The sequence below is a fragment of the Leptospira kemamanensis genome (assembly GCF_004769665.1).
Lineage (GTDB): Bacteria > Spirochaetota > Leptospiria > Leptospirales > Leptospiraceae > Leptospira_A > Leptospira_A kemamanensis.
On sequence record NZ_RQGG01000012.1, the window covers coordinates 1 to 25,328 of the forward strand.

A 25,328-nucleotide genomic window follows, 5' to 3' on the forward strand; every position below is an offset into this window, starting at 1 on the left:
TTTTTAAATCAAAATGACTCGCAACAGCAGTGATGTAATTTTTTTCTACAACAGGTAACATCTTCGTATTTAATTCATGCAAAAATGCAGCAGGATCCTTTAATTTGGGTGCAATCTCCAAAAAATTCACTTTCAACATGCTGGCAATTAAAGCAGCGGCGATTCCATGCCCCAACACATCACAAAGGATAAACGTGATACTGCCATCATCATGAATATAAAAATCAAAATAATCACCACCAATTTTCTCCATTGGCATAAATACCGAAGTGACACTCAGATCATTATGTTTGAATTCCATAGGAGGAATCAGTTTGGATTGTAGACTTGCTGCCATAAGCAAATCATCGTGGAGTATCTTGTATTGTTTTTGAAGTTCTTGAGTGCGTAGTGTAACAATCATCTCTAAAGATTCGTTTAAATTTCGAAGATCTCTTTTGGTTCGAGAACTTTGGATGGCAATCGCAAGAACACCGGAAAACAAAAAAGTCAAAATTCCATATTGGGTTAAATATGCATTTTTCCCAGTAATCACATCCGTGAGAACATCCGCGATTCCAAAAAAAGTGGCAACAAGAGCACCTAACGAAACAACGATGGCCTCTGTCGATTTATTATAATTTTTTGCCAAGAGCTCAATTAAAATTGGTACTTTGATTCCAAGTAAAATATACCAAATGTATACAAAATAAAACCGTAAATCAGGATTCATCTCAAATAATTGGATTAAAGCCAAAATGGAATCAAACAAAAAAGTTAAAAAAGCAATTTTTGTAATCTTTCGATCAAACAAAGTATGAACGAATAACATAATGAAGACGGGAAAGATGAATTGACAAAAGAATAACAATCGAATCAAAATTTCAGGATGGATTCCTAAAAAATGGATTTTGTTAAGTCCAGGCAAACGCCAACAAACAAAAAATATGGCAGTACCTGCTAAATACAATCCCGACTTGGAAGATCGATTTAAGGCATAACCAATTGCCTGTTGTAAAAAAATTCCAAAAAATAAAGCGGCCATTACAATCTGATTTACATCTTCATAAATCATTTTGTCTTTGATTTCATTTTGTGTCCCAAACAAAGGGATCGAACGAAAAATTCCGCATCGGAATTCCGTTTCACGACATTCTATCAAAACTTCTAAATGATTCTCCCCTACTATGATAATAGAATTTGGAATTTCGTAATACCGAACTTTATGCCAATACGCATAATAATGAGGAGACATTCTTCCCGTTTCACCAATCTTGATTCCGTTCCAAAAGGTTTGATCAGCAGAATGAACTCTGTCTAGATACACAGATAAGGAGGAATTCGGATATTTCGATATAGGTATAGTTAGGTGGTATTTACCCCGAAGTGGAACTTTGTACCCCTGCTCCACAAGGGGAACACCCACTTTGACTTTTTGCAAAGTAGATTCTCCTTCCAATTGAAAGGACCAACCATCTTCTAATGAATCAATTTCTGCGGAAAGGGAACTTGTGAGGAAAACTAAACAAAGCAAATAGGAAATCTTTCGAAGAAGAGTATTCAAAGGGATCGGTTCATTTTGTCGGATTGGATGGGTATGCAAGACTGGGTGCAATTGTAGCATTGAGAGTAAAAAAGTCCGTGTATCGAATCCCCAGATTCGATTCGCTGAAGGTTCTTTCGTTTCCGAGTCAATCACCGAAAGGATTAGATCCCCCAATCGAGGGAGTGCAAGGATTTTTTTACCCAGTAGATTCAAACTCAAACCTGAATTTTACACACCGAGTAAGTTTGAGAAACAGAAATATCGTTTAACTGAAATTATATGGTAATATGACAAAATCCAAACATAAGGAACAGAAAGAAAGATCCATCAATACGGAAAAAACGCATCGGTTGTAGTGAAAATCCAGTGGAACAAAGCGATTTTAGGTGAACTCACTCATTTTTCTGGATCGAGAATGTTTTAGACTTAGTCTAATTATTGACAAATATTCCAGAGGAAAGAAATTGTTAAGGGAATGGACTTAAGTTACCAAAAAACGAAAGAGTTATTGGAATCTCACGGAATTCGGCCGACCTCCCAGAGGTTAGAAATGGCTCACCTACTCCTTGAGAAACACCAACATTTGTTTGCGGAAGAAGTTTTCCATTTGGTGAACACTCATTTCCCTCATGCTTCGCGCGCCACGATCTTTAATAACCTCAAGTTATTTGCCGAAAAAGGATTACTCGGGACTTTGGAACTCAAATCGGGAGTGACTCATTTTGATTCCAACACAGGAATTCACCACCATGCTTTGGATGAAAATTCAGGTGAGATCGTGGACATTGAACTCAATGCAACTCTGGAAGAAACTGTCCTTTCCGAACTGAAGGAAAGTTATTTCCAAAAAACCGGAAAACAGTTAGAGAACGCAAAACTCGTTATCACTTTAAGAGGGAAATGAACACTCCCTCCATTGCCATTTGTGGGATTGGCTCTGTCACAATCACCATTTTGCATGCACTGGTTCAAAACAAGGTCCCCTTCACCATTCTTTGCCAAGACACGCTGAGATTAGAGTCTTTACGGACTCCGATCCACTTCCAAGGTCCCCAAGGCAAACCTAAAGAAATGCAGCTTAGCGAGCATTTAGAGATGGTAAACAGTGCAAAAGATACATTCGATTATATTTTCCTCGGATGTAAAAATCAAAAATTGAAAGATTACATCGAGAGTACGAAACACTTACTCAAACCAAATGGAAAATGGATTCTCATTCAAAACGGGTTACCTGAGGAACAATTTCCTTCTCTAAAGGAAAAGATCATTGGTGGCGTTGTTGGATGGAATACCCAGTATTTATCAACTGGAGTTTATTTCCAATCTAATGTAGGAAGTTTGATTTTAGGTGGTGCGGATCAATCTCAACCGGATTCTATTTGGCATTCACTCTTAGAACCATGGATTCCCGTGATTCTCACCGAACATTTGCTTGGTTACCGCTGGCATAAACTTGGGATCAATGCAATCATCAACGGTCTTGCTGCCTCCAAACAAACTAGTTTGGGAGATTTATTTTTAAATTTAGAACACCGAAAGGAAGCGATTTCGATTTTGTCTGAAATTAAAATGGTAATGAAACAACTTCATATCAAAGAAGAAGTAGTTCCTGGTTCCTTCCCCATACAAAAATTAGGTGACGGAGAATCTTCACTTCCCAATTGGATACGTCATTTGATATTGATCGTATTAGGTTTGAAGTATTTTAAGATTAGAACCTCCATGGTCCAAGATTTGGATCACAGAAGAAAAACAGAAATTCGTTCGATCAACGGGGAAGTCATTGAAGCGGCAAAACGGGTAGGTGTATCAGTTCCTATGAATGAAAAAGTAGTATCCGAAGTGATCCAATTAGAAAATCAATATTGAAATTGATAGTAACTAAAAAGAAATCGAATTACTTTCCTAGTTTCAATAGTTCCGAAATTGTATGATTTGCTTCTAAGGGATGTCTGAGTTTTTGATCCATTTGTATAATGTATTGGTTACGACGTCCATCTTTACTCTTTTGTAAAATTGATGCGTCTACTAAATCTTTCACAATGGTTTGCACAGCACGTTCTGTGATTCCGACAAGCACTGCTACATCTTTAAGTCGCATCTCTGGATCCTTATTCAAACATATCAAAACATGAGAATGATTGGATAAAAACGTCCATTGGCCCACTTTTTTTGTAGTCTCTTTTGGTTTTCGTTTTAGTTCTTTTAGCATTCGAATTTATACCTTATGAACCGATTTTGTTTCTGATATTTGCAGATTGCGTACGGCCCAAGCCCAATATATAAATAAAAATTGAAACGGCAAACGAACATAGAGTGCCCAAATCGGAACTCCAAAATCCTTCCCATCCAATGCTTCCAAAAGCATATTGATATTGGCCGGGTAAATAGCAAGTAACAGGAGTATGATTCCAATACAAGCTAATTTTCGCATTCGTTCCGACAAAACAAGTAAACCCAAGGTGATTTCGGAAAGTCCACTTGTTACGTTTAACAATTCATGGAAGGGCAAATAATCAGGCATCATTTCTAAATAAAATTCTGGAGAAAAGAAATGATTTGTCCCCGCGATGATGTAAAAAGAGGCAAGGGAATATACGAAAAACTTTTTCATCACCGAACTAAATCACAATTAAAAGAAAATTCATACACATTTTAGATGGATTTAGGCAACAATTTGCCCTTCTTTAGATTTAAAGTGACCCAATTTTTCTTCCAAACGTTTCCGGCTTTTGACGGTGATCCGATTGGGTTCGATGACTAAATTTGTGTCCGCCTTAAACTCATTGATACTTTCCTGTTTGAGTTTGATAATCCCACACATATTACAAAGTTCATCCATCTGGATATAAATCGTGTGAGGGATGGAAAGACTCGCATCCAAGTTCCTTCCCAATCGAATGTCTTGGTCGCGGATTGAATTGTATAAGTAGGCATACAATCTGGTGACCGGAGTTTTCAGTCTTAAAATGACGAGTCTCTGATGGGAAAACCAAATCCGACGGGCAATACTTTCAAAGATCTTTTGTAATAACGACGGTCCCACTGACTCGAATAAATTTTCAGGAGTGACACGTAATATTTTTGTTTTCGTTTCCGTGATGGCAGAAGCCATCCGGGGAGCATTGTCAATCAGTGACATCTCACCAAAAATTTCACCTGGACCTAATACATCGATGACGTACTCAAAACCCCTTACGATTCCGAAAAGTTTTACATTCCCCTCCAAAATCACATAGATTTCGTTACTCTTTTCACTCTCCACAAAAAGAATTTCTCCAGCTTCCAAAGTGGATTGCATGTTCTCCCATGGAAACGGTTTGTAAGAAGAAGCAACTGATTTAAATAACTCTAAAGCTTCTGGGACATTGTCATTCGATTGGTTATCTTTGGACCATTTTAAAAATGCCTGCAGAGAATAAGCTGCCAAACTTGGTTTTTGCCAAGTGAGATAGGTGCGTGCATTTTGTACAAGTCTTTCGGGATGGTATTCTCTGTCTGCTGGACGATTGGCTTTGGAAAGGTGTTTTTGAAGTGTTCTGAGTTCTCTAGAATAAAGACCTAAAATTTTCATCGCTAGTTCTTTTCGTTCTTTTAAGTAAGAACCAAGGAGGCGAATTGGGATTTGAACCAATTCAACATCAGTATCTGCAAACAGAGTCACAAGAAATCGATGTTCGGTGAGAGCAGAAACCAATCCAAAACTATCCCCAGCTTCATAAAAAGCCAGTTCATGGTCGACTACGATGTGCTCGGAATCGACAGCAACTCGCCCTGATTTCACAATAAAGAAATTTCCCGTATTTACGGAATTTTGGACAACAATTGCTGCCCCTTTGGAATATGTTACAATTTTGATATCTTCTACGGACACTGTTTTAAAAAGAACGATTTCTCAAGGTACGAGTCAAACACTTAAATCCCATTGGTCATCTGATCCCATATGAAATCGTACACTTTTATAGCAGAAATTTCTTTCTTCGGTAAAGGGATTTCTGCCGAAAACAAGGGATAAAAATTAGGGTTTTTTGGTAATGCGCCGTGAGAACCTTTCACCAGGGTTGCATCCAAAGGGATAAAATTCATTAGATATCGAAACCCAAGTTTTTTACGGAGGATGGTCAAAATCACACGAAGTTTTGCGAATTTCTTCTTTGGATCAATAAATAACTCAGCTGGATCGTAACCTGGTTTTCTGTGGATTTCCACCAAACGAGCATAATCTGGTGCAAATTTATCATCTAACCAATAATAATAAGTAAACCAGTGTCCTTCCTTGGCAACAAGCACTACATCACCTGATCTTTCATGATCTAAATGAAATTGTTTTTGTTCTTTTTTGTCTAAAACGAGATCCACACCTGGAATTTGTTTGGCGATTCTTTTCACTGTTTGAATCGTTTCTGGATCTTTACAATAAATATGAGAGATTTGATGGTCAGAGACAGAGAATGCTTTTGAAACTCCTGCATCTAGATGTTCGTACCAACGTTCCTTTCTCACATCTAATAATTGGTTTTCTCGTAAAATTCGATTGATGTGAATGGGAGTATTTACATTTGAAATTCCGTATTCAGAAAGGATCACAATTTTGGTATTTTGTTTTTCGTAGTGGGTTATCAATTCTTCTAAGACTAAATCTAAATCCAAAAGTTCCTGTTTCATTTGGGAACGATCACTTCCCCATTTTTGTAATCCATAGTCTAGATGTGGTAAATAAACCAAGGTGAGTGTTGGATTGTATTTTTGATCTACATAGATAGTTGCATCTTTAATCCATTGGGTTGACTTGATGTTTGCATTAGGTCCCCAAAAATGAAAGAGCGGAAATAAACCAAATTTCTTTTGGAGTTCCTCTCGCAACTCAGGTGGATGGGAGTAACAATCGGGAGCTTTCACTCCGTCTGCATGGTATTGTGGTCTAGGTGTGACGGAATAATCAGCCGTAGAGTACATATTGTACCACCAAAACATTTGGGAGCAGGTAAAATTTGGATCCAACTTCTTTGCTCTTTCCCAAATTTTTTCTCCAGAAACTAAGGGATTGGATTGTTTCCAAAATTTGATTTCCGATTCCGTGCGATCGTACCAACCATTCCCGACAATGCCATGATCTTTAGGCCACTTGCCAGTTAAGTATGTACTTTGTACACTTGTGGTCACTGCAGGCAACATGGGTTGAATCCGAGTTGTATTTCGATTCTCTAAATATTGTTTTAAAAATGGTGTGAATTCACAAAGGATGGATTCAGACAATCCTACAACATTGATGACAACGGTTTTTTGAAATTTTTGTTTGGGTTGTTTCATATCAATTCATTCAGATTCGATTCTAAAAAAGTTTTTAGCCATAACAATTCACGTAAAATGGATTTTCCTATTGGCATCTGTAAAGATTCAGGCAAAACATTCCAAGTATACGTTTCTATTTCTAAAATTTGAGTGATTCTATTTTTTTTATGTTCAGATAAAACCATTTTCAGTTCTTCTTGCGTGGAAAAAAACTTTCCATACGTTTCCAAAAAAATCGGAACATGGAAATGAATCCTCCACTCTTCTCCAAAACTAGCGCCAGCCGCAAGAGCATCTCCTAAATCTCGATAGGATTTTGTTTCTCCTTCCTTGGTACAGGATACAACTTGATGCAGGTATTTTTTTTCATCGAAGGGTTTCAATGCATGGATGTATTCTTGAATTGGTTCTTGAAATTTCAATTTCAAAGCAGAACTCACTTGAATCCGTCCAACTTTGATTCCTAAACGTTTTAATTCAGAAAATAAAAAAGAATTTGTTTCATATGTAACTGCTAGGTGACAAACATCCAAACACAAACGGATATGTTGTTTTATATTCTCTTCTGCTGTTTTTGGATCAAACCCAAATTCTTGGATCAAAACAGGAAGGGCTTTCGGAATCAAATCCCATTCATACCACCTCATCCAATCGGAAAATGTTCCGAGTAGTCCATCTGGCTCTGGTTCAATGTCTAAATGTAAAGTTTTTCCTTCCTCCCTTTGGATCCGAATCAAATTTATGAGTGTTTGAATGATTTGTTCGGTACAGTTTGCCTTACGCAAGAATCTCTCTTTTTCCTCTGTATCAAAAAACGAATAGGACAAAGGTGGTGTTGATACTCCACCTTCTCCTTTTTCTGGTAACAAAACTTTTAATAGGGAGAAAAGACGATTGGTATACTCAAATCTTTCCTTCGTAACCCAATCGGGTCTATAAACATCTTCTTTGACAGCTTCTTCATGAAAGCCACCATAAGGGAAACCATTGATGGCAATGACATAAAAGGACTCTTCTTCTAACCAATTTTGGAATTCGATCAGATTGTTTTCCTTTGCCAATGCCAAGGAGGCTTCATTTGACAATCGAAGGCCAATGCCCATGGGTTCCTTCGGAGACAGTTCCTTTTTTAAAATAGGAAGATGTGTTTTTAATTCGACAAAATGATGCGCCCAGGACTCACCAGGATGGATATTGGTACAATAGGTTATGTGGCCAAATTGGGTCTTCATCGGATTTGGAGTAAACGGACAAATGCTTTCAGTAATTTGTCTTCGTTCATTTCATAAATTTCTCGTGGGGAACCTATCCCATCTAACATCAATAATGTTAGTTTTCCACCTAAGTGTTCTCTAAATTCCTCTAGAGCAATGGAAAGATTTTCCTTCCCTTTTTCCTTTAAAACTGGATCATTGAATGTAAACCCAAATTTCAGAAGTAATTCAATGATCCTTTTTAAATCGTATTCATTTAAATAACCCATCAAGTAAGAATAGATCGAATCCAATGCAATGCCTACGGCAACTGCTTCTCCATGACGTATGGTAAAATTAGATAAATACTCTAATTTATGAGCAAACCAATGTCCAAAATCGAGAGGGCGCGAAGAACCAAATTCAAAAGGATCTCCAGATGAGATATGGTGTACATGTAAATTGGCACATTGATAAATCAGAGATTCCATGACATCTAACACTCGATTGTTGCAATGGAAGGCATTGTTTTCCAACCATTCAAAAAAAGATTTGTCCTTGATAAGAGACACTTTCACTGCTTCTGAAATCCCAGAACGCCAATCTCTGTCATCTAAACTGACTAAAAATTGTGAATCATTGAATACGGCAACAGGTGGAGCAAAAGTTCCTAAAAAGTTTTTTTTCCCATCATAATTGATACTATTTTTAACACCGACACCGGAATCATTTTGAGAAAGTACAGTTGTTGGAATCCGAATCAGTCGAATCCCTCGATGAGAAACCGCTGCCGCATAACCAACCATATCTAATAGAGCTCCTCCCCCAATGCACATCACATAGGAATGGCGATCGATTCCATACATATTGATGGCAGAAATAACGGAATCAAAATGAGAAGTTTGATTTTTGCATTCTTCTCCGCCAGGAATCACTAGAATTTTCTCTATGAATTGAAGATTTGGAATTTGGTTTTGGAAATAGGATTGGATTTCTTCAGATAAATTTGGATGGTTATGAAACACTCCAAGATCCAGGACAACTAAAAGTTTTTTTAGTGTTTCTAAAATTTGTTTCGACTTGAAAAAATCTCGTAAGCAGGAGTTATCAGAACTAAAAAGATTTTTTGTAAAACAAACCTCATAACGAAAGGACACTTGGAATTCTGATGTAATTTTTTTCGGTATAAAATCCTTCATACTGATTAAGTAACCGCAAACACTTTCGAAAGCCCAAGTGAGATCGGCAATAAAGACAAAATGATGATGGCAACCAATCCCATTCCGAAACTTGCCGCAAAACTTACATTTAATACGATCAAAGTCAATACACCCATTTTCACAGCCTTACGAATATTCATTGGTAACGGATTGCGGATGGCAAAGAAAAGTGGAGGAAATAACAAAATGGAATGAAGGGAAACAAAAGGTATAGTAAGAAAAAAATACCCTTTTTGGTAGGCGACAAATAACTGAATTCCTAATACTATTCCAAAAAAAATCAAAGCGAATATGAATTTGGATTTTCCACCACCTAACACTTCATTTTGGCTAATTAAGGTGATCGCGGCAATATAAACCACAGGTAATAAAGCATAAAAGATGACAGGTTCTGGAATTGGAATCACTGCAGTCATTCCTAAAATCAGATTTAGACCTCGGCAAATTCCCATTACCAAAGGACCCAAGAGAAAATGATGTTTGGCATACTGATCATAGAGTAAAACAAAAAAACAGATTCCAATCGAAACCAAAAAACTATTCCAATGATATATATAGGCCAACGATACGCCAAACAGAAGAAAGGTGACTCCCAAAACCAATGCCATTTGTTTCGATACTGCACCACTTGGAATTGGTCGTTCTGGTCTTTCCTTTGCATCGATGTCCCGATCAAAGTAGTCATTCAAAACGACTCCACCTGCATACAAACATACACTTGCAAATACTAAATATAAAAATGAAAGATCATCCCAGGCGTAGTTTACGATACACATCCCAGCCAAGATATCTGCTACGGCTGTGACGAGATTGGCAGGTCTTAATAATTGTAAGGTGGCTTTCAAAATCATCTATTCAATCAAAAGTGAGTTTCGGTTTTGTTTGGGTTGTTGTCCGCCACGTAATACCGTATTTCCATAATACTTATCTGATGGATCAGAAGCAACTCCCACTTCAAAATCAGAGATATTAAGTTGGCCACTTTTCGAAAATGCTTCAATCGCATTGGTATAAGTCACTTTCTGAATGGTCTCTTTGGAAATTCCTTTTTCTAACATCAAGGCAGCTGTTTTTGGAATGGCAAGTGGATCAGAAATTCCCCAATCAGCACTGGAATTGATCATAATCCGTTCTGAACCATATTGTTCTACAATGGAAACCATTCGTTTGTTTCCCATTTTCGTAAATGGATAAATTGTAAATGCTGCGTAAAATCCTTGGTCTAACACTGATTTTACGGTTTCTTCATTATTATGATCCACTACTACCCAAGAAGGATCAAGTCCATGTTCTAAGGATATGGACATACTCCTTTCAGTTCCTCGTTTTTTGTCACGGTGAGGGGTATGAATTTGAACAGGTAATTTTGCTTCTTTTGCCAACTCTAACTGCAATCTGTAGTATTTTTCTTCTAAGTCAGTTTGATCATCAAATCCAATTTCACCTATGCCCACCACTCCTTCTTTATAAATGTAAAGTGGGAGTATCTCCATCACCTCATCAGCCAAACGTTCGTTATTTGCCTCTCTCGAATTTAGGCCTATTGTACAATAATGTTTGATTCCGAATTGGGATGACCGAAATCTTTCCCATCCAACTAAACTACTATAATAATCCTTAAAGGTAGCAAGGCCAGTTCTTGGTTGCCCAACCCAAAAAGCAGGTTCAATCACTGCCACAATCCCCGCTTGGGCCATATTTTGATAATCGTCTGTCGTACGAGAAACCATGTGGATATGGGGATCAAAAAATTGGAATCCTTTGATTTTCTCTCTGTATTCATCCCATTTCAAATCCACATGTGTTGGAATTTCTTTCGCTGCAGATTGAGCTTCAAAATGAGAAGGGTTTTCGGAATGTTTATTTGATTCACACATAAAGATTATTAAAGGTTCGTTTGGTAATTAGACCAATTTAGTTTTCCACTTTGGATTTCTTCTTGGTATTTTGGATGTTTATTCCATAATTCTTTTGCTTCGTTTCGGTTGGATTCAAAAATGACGAAGGACGCTGCGATCACTTCTAATTCGTTTTGGGAATTCAGTAGTTTTTCCATTATGGGTAAATCCTCTGTTCTAAGAAAGGGTGAAACTAAACTCCATACATAAGAAGGGATTTCTCGATTAGCAGCCCATCGTTCATTGGCAAAATCAATGACACTCAAACTTAAATTTTGATTCCTTCGTTCTTTTAGTCCATAAATCAATTCAATCGGTTTCCCATTAAAAATAGTTTTTAAGACCAATTGATTCCAAGCAAGTTCAGGAAAATGTTGGTAAGGATAAGGATTCCCAATTGCGATCGCATCAAATACCGATCCCATATTGGAACGAACCGCATCAGTTGCTCTTGGTAGCCAAACTTCCGGATAGGATAACAATGGTAATGCGGAATAAAGAGCAACCAACTCATTCAATTCTGCTGTATCAAATAGAGTTTCGATTATATGGGTAAACTCATTTTTAGGCAGAGAACTAAAATGTGTTAAAAACCAAACTCTGGCTAAACGAACTAAATCCCAATGGTCCACTTGAAATCCAGGTACATTGGGAATCCAATCATTGGAATCGTTTTGAAAATGGACCTCGGTTTTGGATAAAAATCGTGGTGCCTTTACAAATGCAGTCATAAGGTCTTTTGGTTCCATTTGTGAAATGGACTGAAGCCACAACCATTCCTTCTCTGATGCTAATTTTTGAAGCAATGGGAGTAAATTGTCTGAAAATTCCGAACGCATAAGACTGACTCAGGAAATGATTTTTTTAGTTCTAACACTAGTAAACCAAATATTCAGATGCAAAATGGCTTTAAATGATTGAATTTATGCCTTCCATTTTTTAGCGAACGTCGGCGATGGGGTCATTAAAAAATAGTAGGCAATTTTTACAAAAAATTGTACAAATAGCATTTCAAAAATTAGGTGTCATACGCAATCGAGAATTAATCGATAGAAACCTAAACTCAGTCCATTCCACTGGCAAAAATTAGGGAGTACCAAATGTACAGAGCATTCCACCAAACAAAAATTGGATTATTACTGATTCCTATTTTATTCTTTTTCTTAATAGGAAATTTGCAGGCTCAATTCATCACTCCCGTCAAAAAGGAAGAACCTGCACCTCCTCCACCCCCAGCGCCTGCACCAGTGACACCAACAACGCAAAGCCCTTCCGACACCACAAAAGAAACAACTCCTCCCGAAGAACCGACTGAGTATGTGAGTCCTATGAAAGGAAATTTAGCTGGCGAATATTTCAAGAGTTTTCAAATCACAAACAAACAGAAAAAAGCGATCCAAGAAAATAAAAGTTTGTGGTTTGCTGATAGGTTTCGCGTTGGATTTGGAATCAGACCAAAAGCAGATTCCCTTTACAATACGGACTTTGATCGTTCTACATCTGACAATCGCAATACAGTCAGTAACCAAACCCAATTTTATCTAGTAGGTGATGTATCACCTAACATAACTTTTAAACTCACATTTCAAGATGTACGCTTATGGGGAGGAGAAGTAACTTCTGGTTCTTCTGACCAACGATTTGGAGTGATTTCGAATGGTGGCACCACAATCGATACAACGAGACAAAGAGAAGTCCCTCTCAATAATTATTCAGGATTTCGAGAAGCTTTTTTAGATTTAAAAACAACCAATCAAATGTTTCGAGTTCGGACAGGTCGTCAAATTTTAGACTTTGGTGATGGTCGCATTGTCGGAGCAAGGAATGATAGTTTAAACGGTAACGCTTTTGATGCAGTTCGTGCCACAGTCACCATCCAAAAACAAAGTTTTGATGTAATCGGAGCGATTGTCAGTTCGGAAAACAACGCCAATAGTATGATTTCAAATAATTCCACACGATTTGGTGGGCCAGGTAACGCAAGTTATTATGGTGCGCATTATGGAATCAAACCTTGGGAATGGTTAGGGATTGAAGTGTATAATTTCACTTTATACAAACAAAAACAAAAAGCTACCACTACAACTCCCTATGGTTCCGATATTTATTACCGTGATTCCGACCAATTGAATACGTCTGGTTTTCGACTCACAAATCGTACAAAAAGTAACGCCTTACCCAAAGAAACAGGAATTGATTGGATGGTGGAAGCAGCTTGGCAAACAGGTTTTAATGGGGAAAGAGTTTCACCCGATTGGATCAATCAAAATGGTGCTTTAAAAACCAATAAAGTCACAGGGGAACCACCTCCACATTCAGAACCTGTGCGGTATAAGGCAAACATCGTAGCAGCTCAGTTAGGTTATACTCCTGTCAAAGAATTCCGAATTGGAATTCAATACGTGCAAGCCTCTGGTGATCCAAATCGAAATGATGGAAGTGTCGCTACGTATAATCCAATGTTTGCAACGAGACGGATGGCAGGTGGTGCGATTCCGTTTGCAGGAAATGGAAATTCTGGTTTAGTATTTTGGCAAAATATCAAAGATTATTCTCTTCATATCAAATATGAATCTTCAAAGTGGGGTACATTTATCATCAATCCTCACTGGTATTACAAAGTAAAACTCCAAGATGGATATTATGAGAATAATAATTATGTAGCTGGAAGTAAAGCAACAGGAGAGACCGCATCTACAGAAGACTTTTACAATACAGAAGCCTACAATCCCAATCGTCCGAAACTTGGAAAACATGTCGCGACAGAGGTGAACTTAATTTATATCGTTACCCCTTGGGAAAATGTTTCCTTTTGGTTTGGAGCAAGTTCTTTATACGGAGGGGATGCAATTCGAAATCAAAAAAACAATCCGTATGAAACGGATCCTTACAGAAGGTATGATTTCAAACCAAATGCAAGTTTTTTCACTTTCCAAACGGTGTTTGCGATTTAACAAAACTTATTTTTTTGAATTTGGACTCAAACCATTTAATATTAAGTCCAGTCCAAATTCAAAATTATGGATTCCGTTGTATTTACCACTAGCGACTTCCTTACTTAGATTCAAAAAATAAGGTAACTCATCGGGTTTGATCATAGGAAGGTATTCCTTTGCCTTGCTTTCATATTCATCCGGAGAAAATGGAAAATTTAACTCTTGTAATGTGAATCCGTAAATGTGGCTGTCAATTGCATTGATGATATGGTCTGCTTGTTTATAAGAAAACCCTGCTTCCACCAAACATCCTAAAGTTAGATTAAAATACTGAAGCATATGTTCGCCCACATTGACTCTTGAGACTAGTAACACTGTCAACCATGGATGAGTTAATAACACTTCTCGAACTGATTTTGCTCGTTTTTTGATCTCTTTTTTCCAATCTCCACCCTGTTTGGGTTTAAAAAATTGTTTCACACAAGTCTCAACCATCCCATCCAAAAGTTCATCTTTGTTTTGAATATGATTGTACAAAGACATAGCCTCAACTCCTAATGAGTTTGCTAAATTTCTCATAGAAAGAGCTTCTATGCCATTCCGATCTGCATATTGAATGGCTGTTTGGATCACCAAATCTTTCGAAAGGTTTTTCCTAGGTTTTTGAATCTTTTTTTTGGTCGCCAATCCTTCACTTTCCTCAATTACAAATACTATCATGGATCTATCATAAAAATCACTACTATTCTATATAAAATTCTTCTTTTTTAAGAAATAAATTTCATTGACAGACTTACACTGTAAGTATTTTTCAAATCCAGGAGTATTCCCTTGAAAGTCATCACAAATCGAAAATATGGACCACCAGAAGTATTAAAACTAGAAGAATGGGAGATCCCGATTCCCAAAGAGAATCAAATTCAAATACGCATTATCAATACAGCAGTGAATACAGGAGATTGGAGAATTCGAAAACCGGACCCCAAAGTGGTTCGTTTGTATTTTGGTATTTTGAAACCGAAAAATGTGATTCTTGGAGCTTGTTATGCTGGCATCGTGGAAGCAGTTGGTAAAAAGGTAACTTCCTTTAAAGTAGGAGATCGAGTCCTTGGTTCCAGGGGAATCAAAATGGGAGCATACGCGGAATATATTTGTGAAGAAGAAAATGCACTTGTCACCAAACTTCCGAATACGATGTCCTTTGCGGAGGGTGCTGCCATTTCCTTTGGAGGTCTGACTGCCCTTGATTTCATCAAAAGATGTAACATTCAAAATGGGCAATCCGTTGTGATTTATGGAGCATCCAGTTCCGTTGGATCTTCTGCAATCCAATTGGCAAAACATTTTGGAGCTCATGTCACTGCTGTTAGTAGTCAGGGCAATTTTGATTTGGTAAAATCACTTGGCGCAGACGAGACTTATGACTACGAATCCTTTATTGCGAGTCATCATCAATATGATGTATTTATTGAATGTGTTGGGAAATCAGAAATTCCAATGAATTTGGATCATTTAAAGAAAGGTGGTCATTTGGTTCTTGTCGGTGCAAACTTCGGACAAATGTGGGATGCCTTTTGTCTAAAGGTTTTCAAAAAACTCAACATCCACTTTGGGCCTATTGAAGAAAGATTAGATCATTTACATTATTTAATTAGTTTAGTGAATCTTGGAACTTACAAAGTCAATATTGATCGGAAATTTCCTTTGGAAGATATGGTTTCTGCTCACCGTTATGTGGAAGCAGGACATAAAAAAGGGAATGTTGTGGTTGATGTAACAAAAGAAAAATAAGTAAGAAAAGCCCACTGTAACAGTGACAGCGGGCTTTGTTCTCGTCTTCTAGGTTAATTGAGTTTGGTTTGAGTTGGTAAACCTTGTTTTTTTGTTCCTAAGATGGTGAGGTCTTCATACGATCTGTCCGCTTTGCAAACTTTCACATTGGCAGCAGTGGAACAAGAGGAAGTTCCAGAAATTTTACATCCTTTGTTTTCACAGGCTTTTCTGTCATTTCCTCGGCATTGTTGGCAACCATTCGTGCTTCCATTTCCACACAAAAAACAATCTTCCGCAAACAATGCAGTTGATGAAAATAACACCATCAATGCAAAACTAAACGTGACCAATGTTCTCATATATTCTCCTACCTATGAACTTTAAAAAGTTACACAAGAAGCAAAATTCTACTCAGTGGAAACTTTTTGACAAACAGAATTTTCATTTTGGAGCAGATGGAATCACATAAAATAGAATCGCAAAAAAATGGCAAATGCTACCTGACAAAACAAAGAGATGCCATATCGCATGGTTCATGGGAAGTCTGTCCCATAGGTAAAAAATCACACCAAAGGTATAACTCAAACCCCCCGCAACAAGCCAGGACATTCCCGCGACACCAATGGCAGTGCGGATATCATTGGCAACAAAAATGGCAAGCCATCCCATGATGATGTAAACCGCTACTCGAATCCCACTAAACTTTCCAGGAAAGAGTAAGAGTAACGCCACACCGAGAAATGCCAAAACCCAAATGATGACAAATAGATACCAACCCCATTCTGAATTTTCACGCAAACTAACAAGCGTAAATGGAGTATAAGTTCCAGCAATCAATAGATAAATGGAAGCATGATCAATGACTTTGAAAATCTTTTTTGTAGCAGTATGGTAAATCGCATGGTAGAGAGTGGATGCTAAGTATAAAATGATCAGTGTTGCTCCGTAAATTGCGGAACTGAATACATGCCAAATATCTCCATAGAGAACTGCCATGGTGACAAGGATGGAAAGTCCGGCGATGGAAAGCCCACCTCCAATTCCATGAGTGACTGAATTTGCGATTTCATGCCCAATGGAGTATTCATGCACCGTGTCCATTAAGGCTTGGATAGAATCATTCTCGTTTTCTACCGTTTTGGATTTCGAACCCTTAGAACGATTTGAATCCGTTTTTAGAATTGATTTAGATGATTTTTTTTGGTTTGTCTTCGATTGGGAAATTGATTTTTGATCGGAAGTTTTTTTTGAGGAAGATGGTTTTTGTTTTGGTTTTGGTTTCGCTTTTTTGGCTTTCATTCGTTTGGACTGGTCTCATTACACCCTTATCGAGTATGAGGGTCAACCCAAAGAAAAGTTTCAAAAATACAAAGACGAATAGAGAATTGTTCCTATTCTATCAACACTTTCGATTCAAATCAAAACAAGAACGGAGAACCAATTCCATCTAAATTCCCTTATCCCAACTTTGGGAGGAACGTTCACTGGTTCTCCGAAAGTTCTTATTCGGTATCTGCGGCTTGGTTTTTCTTTTTGCCTTGTTTTTTGTTTTCTTTGGCTTTTTCTTTCATTTTGTCTTTTTGGTCCATTCGTTTCTCTTTTAATTCATCTGCAGAGATAGAACCATCAGCATCTTTGTCCATTTCTTGGAACATTCCATCATGGAATTTTTGCCATTCTTCTTTGGAAATTTTTTTATCTCCATCGGTATCCATTTTCTTAAAATGTTCACCAGCCATCATCCCTTTGCCTGGGGCATCTTTGTCGTGAGCGAAAAGTGAAAGGGATAGTGCCATACACACTACTAAAATCAACTGCATTCCTATTTTCATAAAAACCTCGGAGCTAAGAGTAAGTGATAAAAAGGGATTCGTCAATCCCTCTTATCCATTTTTTCTCAATTGAATCCAAAATGTTGGATTCGGTATAGGGAAGATTGTGCGATCGCTGCACTATCAACCACATACAACTGACAATCCAATTCCCAACTTTGTTTCATTTCTTGTTCTTTGATTTTGGAAATGGATTTTTCATACAACAAAGAACAGAGATAACGAGCCATTTGGATCATTAAATTTTCAGCAACGGTTTCTTTTCTTGTATCCGAATCTATTTTGCGCATTTCCAAAATGGAGGCTTCTAGGACTTGTTCTTGTTCGAGTAAAAACCGAGAAGGATTAGGTATCTCTTGTTTCAAAGAATTTAGATATTTTCTAAAATTACCATCTCCAGCCATTCCAGCAAGGATCGCACCCGTTGCAATCCTCACATGGATTTGAGAGGTTCCTTCATAAATCGTATTGATTCTTGAATCGCGAAACATTCTAGAAATATCATAATCTTCTGTGTAACCAGCACCACCAAATACTTGTACAGCGATACTCGTACTTTTATGTCCTTCTTCAGAGCTATAATATTTAGCAATCGGAGTTAAAATCGAGGCGAGTGTTGACCAATATTTTACCTTTTCGTCTTTTCTGATATCTCGATCCGGTTTTCCTTCTTTTTCCAAACGTATTTGATGGTGTTGGTACATATCAATGACTCGTGCAGTCTCTAAGGTTAAAAGACGCATGGCATTGGTTTCCCTTTTGATTTTATTGACCATTTCAAATACAGCGGGAATTTCGATAATGGGTTTTCCAAACTGATTCCGTTCGTTTGCATATTTTAGGGATTCGTAATATGCTGCAGCTCCACCACCACATCCACCAGAAGCACTGACAAGTCTCATAAAATTTGTCATCCCCGCTGTGTAACGAGTAAGGCCCAGTCCTTCTTCTCCTAAAATTTCCCCATAACTATTGTCATAAACAATCTCACATGTGGGAGAACCATGTAACCCCATCTTTTTTTCAATCCCAGCAACTGTGATGTCAGAACTTTTGACTAAAAATACAGAAAGGCCTCTTGCACCTCCATCTGGTTTTCCCGTCCTAGCTAAGGTTAAAAGTAATGCAGGATAATCACCAAGACCACATCCTTGCGAAATAAACCGTTTAGTACCTGTTAATCGATATGAACCATCCTCTTGTTTGACAGCAATCGTTCGGACACTATTTAAATCAGATCCAAAATCAGGTTCCGTGAGAGACATTGCAAATAAACATTCCCCAGTGGCCGCCTTTGTTGCATAAGTTTCAATTTGTTCCTTTGTGCCAAATCGAGAAACAATTTGTGCTAAATTGAGAAGGGTTGTCGTCATACAAAAGGCTACATCTGCACGAGCCATAATCATCGCATAAAATGCACCCACAGTCGCAGGAAAATTCAAACCACCCGCTTCCCTAGGAAGAGAATAACCTAATAAACCGGTGCTTCGAAATTTTTCATAAATTTCGCCAGTTTCTTTTGGAAAAATCACTTTTCCATTTTCATACTTTAATTCATTGCGATCCATGATCTGAGATTTTTGAGAAACATCCTTTCCAAAAAAATCACCCATAACATCCAAACTAGATGTGTATAACTCCATCGCTTCTTCTAGGGAAGAAGGAGCCATTTCATAGCGATTGTTTTTAGTTTCGGTATACGTTTTGTGGTCAAAAAAGTTTTCCCCTTCTGCCTCTCTTACGATGGATTCCCAATCAATTAACTCATTAAAAATCAACTGTAGGTCTTTATCTTCTGAAAAATAATTATTTGCGATCATATGTCTCTCCTTAAATACTAAATGCTGCTTCTATTCCTTCGTGAAATGCTCGTTTGGCGTCTATATTACGTGCATCTTTTGCTCCGCCAATGAGGATTGTTTTTTGATTTGGGAACTGTTTAGAATATTTTCCATAAAGTGAATCTTCTTTTTCTTGCCCAACACATAAAATGATAGAATCACAAGGATATAATAACTCTTCTCCATTTTTAAAAACAACAACTAGTCCTTCCTTGGTGACCTCTTTGTAACTCAATCCTTGGTAAAATTCAACTCCCACGGATTCCAATTCTTGTTTGAGTGCCCAAAAGGTTGTTGGCCCGAGCCCTGCTCCATGTTTTCCATTCCTTCGAAACACAGCCACCTTACGGCTAACAGCTTCCTTTTGCACCACTGCATTTGTGAAAGAAGAGATATTGTATTTTTTATCGTATGATTCAAGTGTTGGATCTGATTCTTCCGTTAAACGATGGGCTACGTCCACACCAATCCCACCACCACCAATCACTGCCACTCGTTGCCCTGGCGTAAATTTTCCCGTAAGGTATTCCGCATAACTTCCGTGAGGTAATAATTCTAAACCTTTTAATTGAAATTCTCTTGGAACCACTCCACTGGCAAATATCACAACATCTGGTGATTCACTCTGAATCCTTTGGATTGTTGCTTCTGTATTCAATTGGATCTTCACTCCAATTGAGGTTAATTCATTTTGATAATAACGTATCGTCTCATTGAATTCTGATTTTCCTGGAATATGAGATGCCAATTGGAACTGCCCACCAATTTGCTCCCGTTTTTCTAAAATGGTCACATCGTGTCCAAGTTCCTTTGATGCACGCGCGGCTTCCAGTCCCGCAGGTCCTGTTCCAATGACTAAAACCTTTTTTGGATGATCTGTTTTCTTGACTGTATACTTCTCTTCATTCATCGCCATTGGATTTACAATACAAGATACATGTTTTTCTTGGAAGGCATGATCGAGACATGCCTGGTTACAAGCCACACATGTATTGATTCGTTCTGATTTCCCAGTAAACAATTTTTGAACGATAAAAGGATCAGCTAGAAAAGGACGAGCCATGGAGATCATATCCACACTCTGTTCTGCAAATACTGCTTCAATGGTAGAAAAATCATTCACTCGATTTGAAGCAATGATCGGAACACCAGGAGTATTTTCTTTGATACGACGAGCAATGGGAACCCAAGCCCCCCTCGGTACCAATTGGCTAATCGTAGGAACTCTTGACTCATGCCAACCAATTCCGATATTAAGTGCGGTTACATTTTCATCTCGTAACGCATTAGATAATCCAATTACTTCTTCAAAACTTGGATTTCCTGGAATCAAATCGATCCCTGACATTCTAAAGATAATAGGAAAACCTTCTGGTAGATTTTTTTTCACGGCACGAAGTACTTCGAGGGAAAAATTCATTCGTCGTTTGGCATCCCCTCCAAAATGATCATTGCGATGGTTCGTCACTGGTGAGAAAAATTGATTTAAGAGATAACCTTCGCTTCCCATGATTTCCACCGCCCCAAATCCAACTTCATATGCGATTTTTGCGGAACGCCCAAAATCTTCGATCGTTCGCCAACACTCTTCTTCCGTTAACGCTTTTGGCACATAACGATTGATTGGTGCTCGGATTGCGGAAGGTGCCACACAATTTCTATCAAATGCATAACGACCTGCATGAAATAATTGGGCGCAAAGAATTCCTTGTCCTTTTAATAAGGAATTTAGAATTTTGAGTTCATTCGCATGTTCGGGATCCAAAAATTGGAAAAATGATTTAGAACCTTTCCCTTCTTCATTGACACTGATCCCACCAGTGACGATCATTCCAACTCCACCTTCGAACCGTTTGCTGTAGAATGTTGCCATTCTCTTTGCAACACCTGTTTCCCCTTCTACGCCCAAATGCATAGAACCCATGAGAAATCGATTCGGTAGAGTGACATTCCCTAGTTTGATAGGGGTAAATGCTAATTTCATAAAAATTCCTTGGGAACGAATTTAATTTACCATTGGTAACATATTTCATTTTTGAAACAAGTAATAATTTACCAACGGTAAATATCTGCTAGTCAATTCTCAGAAATCACGAAAAATAGGCCTAAAATGGTGGCAAAAAAACAAAAAGGCAAATCCAAAACAACTCCACGAGTGGGCCGTCCAAACAAAATAAACAGTGTTAATGTTCGTGAAGCCTTAATCCAAGCAGGAGTCAGTTTATTAGAAACCACATCCTTGGAAGAAATCTCCTTACGGAAAGTTGCCGCAAAAGCAGGAGTGAGTCATGTTGCTAGTTACCATCATTTCGAAAACAAACACGCGTTATTTTCTGCAATCGCCGAAATTGGATTTCAAAAATACTTTGAAGCTTATCAAATCGAATTGCAAAAAACAGAACAAGATTTTAAGGGAAGATACCGAGCCCTTGGATGGACCTATTTCCAATTCATTATGAACAATCGGCAATTTGCACGAATTATGTTTGGAGGGATGGGAGTGGAATCCAATTTGAGTCCGACCTTATCCTCTGTTTCGAGGAGAACCTATCGGCAGTTACATGAAATCATTCGGATGGGTCAAAACTTGGGTTACCTTGAAAAAGGTCAAACCAGAGAAAAAACATTAGCATCCTGGGCAATGATCCATGGAATCGCAATGTTATTTTTAGAAGGAAGATTGCAGATGAAAAATGATATCAATGAGATGGAAAAGTTTATTCAGACTGTTACTGAATATGCATATAATGGTATGAAAACCTAACTATTTTCTAGGTTCACAATCCTCGGGAAAATAATTCAGTAAATAAGAGATCGTTGCCTTTTTTGCCTCACCCACCATCCAAGGTGTAAAATCACCATATGTTCTATACGATAATTTTAATAGTGAGTCTGCAATGGAGATGGCAACACCAAAAACTCGATCTAAGGTATCCAAATGATTGAGTTCAAATTTTTGAACTAACCCTTCTTTGGTGAGATTTGCTAATTTGGCATCTAACTCTTGCCCCACAAGTCTCATTTCAGGATGACTCATTCGGTAACCATAAATCAATCGAGGGAATGCAATTTCAGAATTGGTCACTTCTACTGCGACATCTATGGATTTTTCAATGTATTCTTTCCAGGTTCGAAAATTTTGATTTTTTAAGGCAATGAGTTTTTCCACCACACCTTCCGAGTGTAATAACCGGATGCCATGAAAAATTGCTTCTACGTTTGGGAAAAAATGGTAAGCAGAAGGTCTGGGAATTTTTGCTTTTTTACAGATATCAGCAAAACTAATTTCTTCGGGATTTTTTTCGCGTAAGAGTTCAAACGCAATCGATAGAAGTTGGGCACGACGATTTCTTCCTTGTTTACTTGTGAATTTAAACGGCCTTGAAGCAAGGTCAGGAGAGAGGGATGCGTCTACCAATTTATCCATAGTACGAACATCTCGGAGAATCCTAACGAGTCAATCCCGATGCAAAGAAAAAAACCTGACCCAAGAACGGGTCAGGCGAGGTGATTGTTCAGATATTCTTATTGGATAGTGAAGTTGTTTGTGATCCCTTGGTAGGCATTGATGGAACCCGTCCATCCCGATTTCCAATGCCCACGATGACGAATGCGATATGTTCCCTTCGGATAAGAAGTGGAGTCCCAAGTTGTTGTAATTTTAGAATATGCGATTCCATCTCTTTGCCATTTGTAAGTTGTGGATGGATCATTGTCTCGGGCAACCACTGTCCATGTAGAACCATTTAGACGTTCCACATCCACAAAACTACTCCCGATTAACATATTGTTTTTAGGATGTGCTCCCCAGAAAACAGCCGTTACTTTTGCACCACTACCGTAGGTAGAAGCAGGTTGAGTGAATACATTCCCAAAACTTTTGAATAAAGGAACATCATCAAATACAACTCCGGTTTGGAATGTGGCTTGGTAGTTTGTCAAATCAGGAGGAATGGGACCAATTGGAACATTGCCACCATTTTTCATTGCAGTTGCTAATTTTCCAAATTCTTGTTCATAAGCTTTCAATGTATGCGGACCAAATTGAGTGGATGCTCCTTCATATTGTTGCGAAGAATATTCTTCTCTCGTTGTGAGATATGATGTATAGGAATTGGAAAGAGCCGCAATCACTGTATATTCATTTTCCATAATATTTTTGACTAGAGCTCGAATCCTTCTACCTGCCATAGTAGATACTTCCGCAGGGATAGCAAGGATGGATAAATTTCCTATTTTGATAATTTGAATTGGGATAATGGGAGGAGTCCAAGGATTTCCATCAAAACTCGCAACACCAGTAGGAATGAGAACCGGTTTTTCCGCATGACAGAGTTTATACGATTCACTAACAGAGTTTGGCCACAAAACACCAAGAGCTCCACCTAAAAAACTTGCTTTGAATGCATCGGCCGTATTAGAATTCCAGTCCAAGGAATCAACAGTAGTTCCTTCATCAAAAAAATCCACAGAGACTGCATTGTCTTCCACACTACCCGCTGAAAAAGAAGCACCCATACCAGCTTGACAAGTTGTTGTTCCCACACTACTTACATAGAGATTAGAAAAGTTAACGTAGGTATGACGAAAATCAACTGAACCTGATACTAAAGTATTTGCTGATTGGTAAAGACTCAAAGCCTTTTGGAATTGTTTGTTGGCAATGATATTTTGCCTCACATAGTCATTCACTCCATCCGCAGGTCCCCATAAATTCGGAGTGACATCGCCGGAATTAGACTGTGCAAAAGCAGCGACAAAAGTTTGGTTTGCTTGGTAGTTTGTTCCTTTTGTTTTTTCAAATAAATAAGACGCCAAACCTTTGTTATCACCACCAATCAATTTATTCGTTGGGCCTACGTTTGTAGGGTGAACGGCAAACCAGTTCAACATTCCCAATTCCCTACCATCTGCCGCGACTAACTTAAGCAAGGTCATCGTTTGGTCAACATTGGATGGATAATAATTTCGTTCACTCGCAGGGTTTTTGTCATATGCTTCCACAGACCGATTTTTGCTCGCATCAGTGAGTTCACCTTGGTTGATATAAACGTTTCCTGGAACTAAGTTTTGGTGAGCTAATTTGATGGATCGATAAATTCCATTGACTATGACATCAAAGTTTTCTTTGATAAAACCTGCAGTCGTTGCATTGTATAAAAAATAATGTGAGTAACCACCAGGACCACTATGAGTATGTGTCGCCGATAACAAAACATTTGCATCTGAATAAAAAGGAGCAAGTTCTGAATCGGTTGCTATTTTTTGACTCACCGCCTGTTTGATAGACTGAAAAATCATACCCAAATCGGCACTGACAAACACAACTCGTTTGGAAGCATCCCCAATGATATAAGCACGAGACCAAAGTCTCATATAAATCCCTTCTGTTTTTTGAGCCGTCTCTGCAAATCCCATCATACCCACTTCGGCCGCAGGACCTGTAATGTCAGAGATTCCAACACCTACTAAATAGGGAGACGAACCGAGATTAGGTGTTACAGATCGACTGATAACAGCACTAGACGTCAGATCTGAATTTGAATCAGTCATCGGACTTTTTTCATCGACGCCAACTAAACCAAGTATGGCGGGCTGAGACGGCTTTTTGTCGGCACATGCCAAAACAAAAAGAAAGGACAGAATGGTAACACAAGCGCGAACCATAGGACTTATTTGGGAATTCATATACTCTCTCCGAATCTAAATTTCTCAATCTAACAGTTTTCGCATCTATCTGTCCAAAGGAAGCCCCTGGTGCAAATCAGGAGTATAAGTCTAAATGATGTCAAAAATATGGCAATAAATTAATCGACAA

At 38.2% G+C, this 25,328-nt stretch carries 23 protein-coding genes; 5 read left to right on the top strand and 18 right to left on the bottom strand.

All coding sequences use genetic code 11. The features are described from left to right. Positions 1–1,522, bottom strand: a 1,522-nt coding sequence (locus EHQ59_RS04465) for a PP2C family protein-serine/threonine phosphatase (protein ID WP_425270118.1), incomplete at its 3' end; no start/stop codon positions are given. Positions 1,523–2,000: 478 nt separating this feature from the next. Here EHQ59_RS04465 and perRA point away from each other — a divergent pair. Both perRA and EHQ59_RS04475 read left to right on the top strand, forming a co-directional pair. Further along, positions 2,001–2,429 (top strand): peroxide-responsive transcriptional repressor PerRA, encoded by a 429-nt coding sequence (gene perRA / locus EHQ59_RS04470; RefSeq protein WP_135617957.1) that lies wholly within the window; start codon positions 2,001–2,003, stop codon positions 2,427–2,429. Beyond that, positions 2,426–3,394: a ketopantoate reductase family protein gene (locus EHQ59_RS04475; protein WP_135617958.1), complete on the top strand. Its 969-nt coding sequence runs from the start codon at positions 2,426–2,428 to the stop codon at positions 3,392–3,394. Before perRA ends, EHQ59_RS04475 begins: the two co-directional genes overlap by 4 nt. A 28-nt stretch (positions 3,395–3,422) precedes the next feature. On the opposite strand, the gene EHQ59_RS04480 is transcribed toward EHQ59_RS04475, so the two are convergent. Genes EHQ59_RS04480 through EHQ59_RS04520 form a run of 9 tightly spaced genes read right to left on the bottom strand, consistent with a single transcriptional unit; the run spans position 3,423 to position 11,967 of the window. Then, complete coding sequence (locus EHQ59_RS04480) at positions 3,423–3,737, bottom strand: ArsR family transcriptional regulator (RefSeq protein WP_135617959.1); 315 nt, start codon at positions 3,735–3,737, stop codon at positions 3,423–3,425. A 6-nt stretch (positions 3,738–3,743) separates the two neighbouring features. Continuing rightward, positions 3,744–4,139 carry a DoxX family protein gene (locus EHQ59_RS04485; RefSeq protein WP_208652325.1) on the bottom strand — a complete coding sequence of 132 codons (396 nt, stop codon included), beginning with the start codon at positions 4,137–4,139 and terminating at the stop codon, positions 3,744–3,746. Between the two features lie 51 nt (positions 4,140–4,190). Then, positions 4,191–5,399 (bottom strand): Crp/Fnr family transcriptional regulator, encoded by a 1,209-nt coding sequence (locus tag EHQ59_RS04490; protein ID WP_135617961.1) that lies wholly within the window; start codon positions 5,397–5,399, stop codon positions 4,191–4,193. A 41-nt stretch (positions 5,400–5,440) separates the two neighbouring features. Then, positions 5,441–6,835 carry an alkaline phosphatase family protein gene (locus EHQ59_RS04495; RefSeq protein ID WP_135617962.1) on the bottom strand — a complete coding sequence of 465 codons (1,395 nt, stop codon included), beginning with the start codon at positions 6,833–6,835 and terminating at the stop codon, positions 5,441–5,443. Continuing rightward, the gene (eboE, locus tag EHQ59_RS04500) at positions 6,832–8,049 is read right to left on the bottom strand and encodes a metabolite traffic protein EboE (RefSeq protein ID WP_135617963.1); all 1,218 of its coding nucleotides are present in this window, start codon (positions 8,047–8,049) and stop codon (positions 6,832–6,834) included. The genes EHQ59_RS04495 and eboE overlap by 4 nt, the downstream gene beginning before the upstream one ends. Further along, positions 8,046–9,209 carry a 3-dehydroquinate synthase gene (locus tag EHQ59_RS04505; protein ID WP_135617964.1) on the bottom strand — a complete coding sequence of 388 codons (1,164 nt, stop codon included), beginning with the start codon at positions 9,207–9,209 and terminating at the stop codon, positions 8,046–8,048. The genes eboE and EHQ59_RS04505 overlap by 4 nt, the downstream gene beginning before the upstream one ends. A gap of 5 nt (positions 9,210–9,214) precedes the next feature. Further along, positions 9,215–10,081 carry a UbiA-like protein EboC gene (gene eboC / locus EHQ59_RS04510; RefSeq protein WP_135617965.1) on the bottom strand — a complete coding sequence of 289 codons (867 nt, stop codon included), beginning with the start codon at positions 10,079–10,081 and terminating at the stop codon, positions 9,215–9,217. Beyond that, positions 10,082–11,107: a TatD family hydrolase gene (locus tag EHQ59_RS04515; RefSeq protein WP_135617966.1), complete on the bottom strand. Its 1,026-nt coding sequence runs from the start codon at positions 11,105–11,107 to the stop codon at positions 10,082–10,084. An 8-nt stretch (positions 11,108–11,115) separates the two neighbouring features. Then, complete coding sequence (locus EHQ59_RS04520) at positions 11,116–11,967, bottom strand: EboA domain-containing protein (RefSeq protein WP_135617967.1); 852 nt, start codon at positions 11,965–11,967, stop codon at positions 11,116–11,118. 261 nt (positions 11,968–12,228) lie between these two features. Between EHQ59_RS04520 and EHQ59_RS04525 the strand changes: the two genes are divergently transcribed. After that, positions 12,229–14,082: an alginate export family protein gene (locus tag EHQ59_RS04525; RefSeq protein ID WP_135617968.1), complete on the top strand. Its 1,854-nt coding sequence runs from the start codon at positions 12,229–12,231 to the stop codon at positions 14,080–14,082. A gap of 6 nt (positions 14,083–14,088) precedes the next feature. Here EHQ59_RS04525 and EHQ59_RS04530 read toward each other — a convergent pair whose 3' ends face one another. Next, the gene (locus tag EHQ59_RS04530; RefSeq protein ID WP_135617997.1) at positions 14,089–14,751 is read right to left on the bottom strand and encodes a TetR/AcrR family transcriptional regulator C-terminal domain-containing protein; all 663 of its coding nucleotides are present in this window, start codon (positions 14,749–14,751) and stop codon (positions 14,089–14,091) included. A 144-nt stretch (positions 14,752–14,895) separates the two neighbouring features. Between EHQ59_RS04530 and EHQ59_RS04535 the strand changes: the two genes are divergently transcribed. Further along, the gene (locus tag EHQ59_RS04535; RefSeq protein ID WP_135617969.1) at positions 14,896–15,855 is read left to right on the top strand and encodes an NAD(P)-dependent alcohol dehydrogenase; all 960 of its coding nucleotides are present in this window, start codon (positions 14,896–14,898) and stop codon (positions 15,853–15,855) included. A 53-nt stretch (positions 15,856–15,908) separates the two neighbouring features. Here the strand turns inward: EHQ59_RS04535 and EHQ59_RS04540 are convergent, their stop codons facing one another. The 5 genes from EHQ59_RS04540 to EHQ59_RS04560 form a co-directional block, all read right to left on the bottom strand. Then, positions 15,909–16,196 (bottom strand): hypothetical protein, encoded by a 288-nt coding sequence (locus EHQ59_RS04540; RefSeq protein ID WP_135617970.1) that lies wholly within the window; start codon positions 16,194–16,196, stop codon positions 15,909–15,911. A gap of 82 nt (positions 16,197–16,278) precedes the next feature. Further along, entirely contained in the window at positions 16,279–17,136 is an 858-nt protein-coding gene (gene trhA / locus EHQ59_RS04545; RefSeq protein WP_135617971.1) for a PAQR family membrane homeostasis protein TrhA, read from the bottom strand. A 203-nt stretch (positions 17,137–17,339) separates the two neighbouring features. After that, positions 17,340–17,657 (bottom strand): EF-hand domain-containing protein, encoded by a 318-nt coding sequence (locus EHQ59_RS04550; protein WP_244245384.1) that lies wholly within the window; start codon positions 17,655–17,657, stop codon positions 17,340–17,342. 77 nt (positions 17,658–17,734) lie between these two features. Further along, positions 17,735–19,489 carry an acyl-CoA dehydrogenase family protein gene (locus EHQ59_RS04555; RefSeq protein ID WP_135617973.1) on the bottom strand — a complete coding sequence of 585 codons (1,755 nt, stop codon included), beginning with the start codon at positions 19,487–19,489 and terminating at the stop codon, positions 17,735–17,737. 10 nt (positions 19,490–19,499) lie between these two features. Continuing rightward, a complete protein-coding gene (locus tag EHQ59_RS04560; protein WP_135617974.1) occupies positions 19,500–21,494 on the bottom strand; it encodes an oxidoreductase in 1,995 nt (664 codons plus the stop codon). A 126-nt stretch (positions 21,495–21,620) separates the two neighbouring features. Between EHQ59_RS04560 and EHQ59_RS04565 the strand changes: the two genes are divergently transcribed. Next, positions 21,621–22,274: a TetR/AcrR family transcriptional regulator gene (locus tag EHQ59_RS04565; protein ID WP_135617975.1), complete on the top strand. Its 654-nt coding sequence runs from the start codon at positions 21,621–21,623 to the stop codon at positions 22,272–22,274. Here EHQ59_RS04565 and EHQ59_RS04570 read toward each other — a convergent pair whose 3' ends face one another. After that, the gene (locus EHQ59_RS04570) at positions 22,275–22,937 is read right to left on the bottom strand and encodes a TetR/AcrR family transcriptional regulator (protein ID WP_135617976.1); all 663 of its coding nucleotides are present in this window, start codon (positions 22,935–22,937) and stop codon (positions 22,275–22,277) included. A 98-nt stretch (positions 22,938–23,035) separates the two neighbouring features. After that, the gene (locus EHQ59_RS04575; RefSeq protein ID WP_135617977.1) at positions 23,036–25,198 is read right to left on the bottom strand and encodes a neutral/alkaline ceramidase; all 2,163 of its coding nucleotides are present in this window, start codon (positions 25,196–25,198) and stop codon (positions 23,036–23,038) included. Positions 25,199–25,328: the final 130 nt, after the last annotated feature.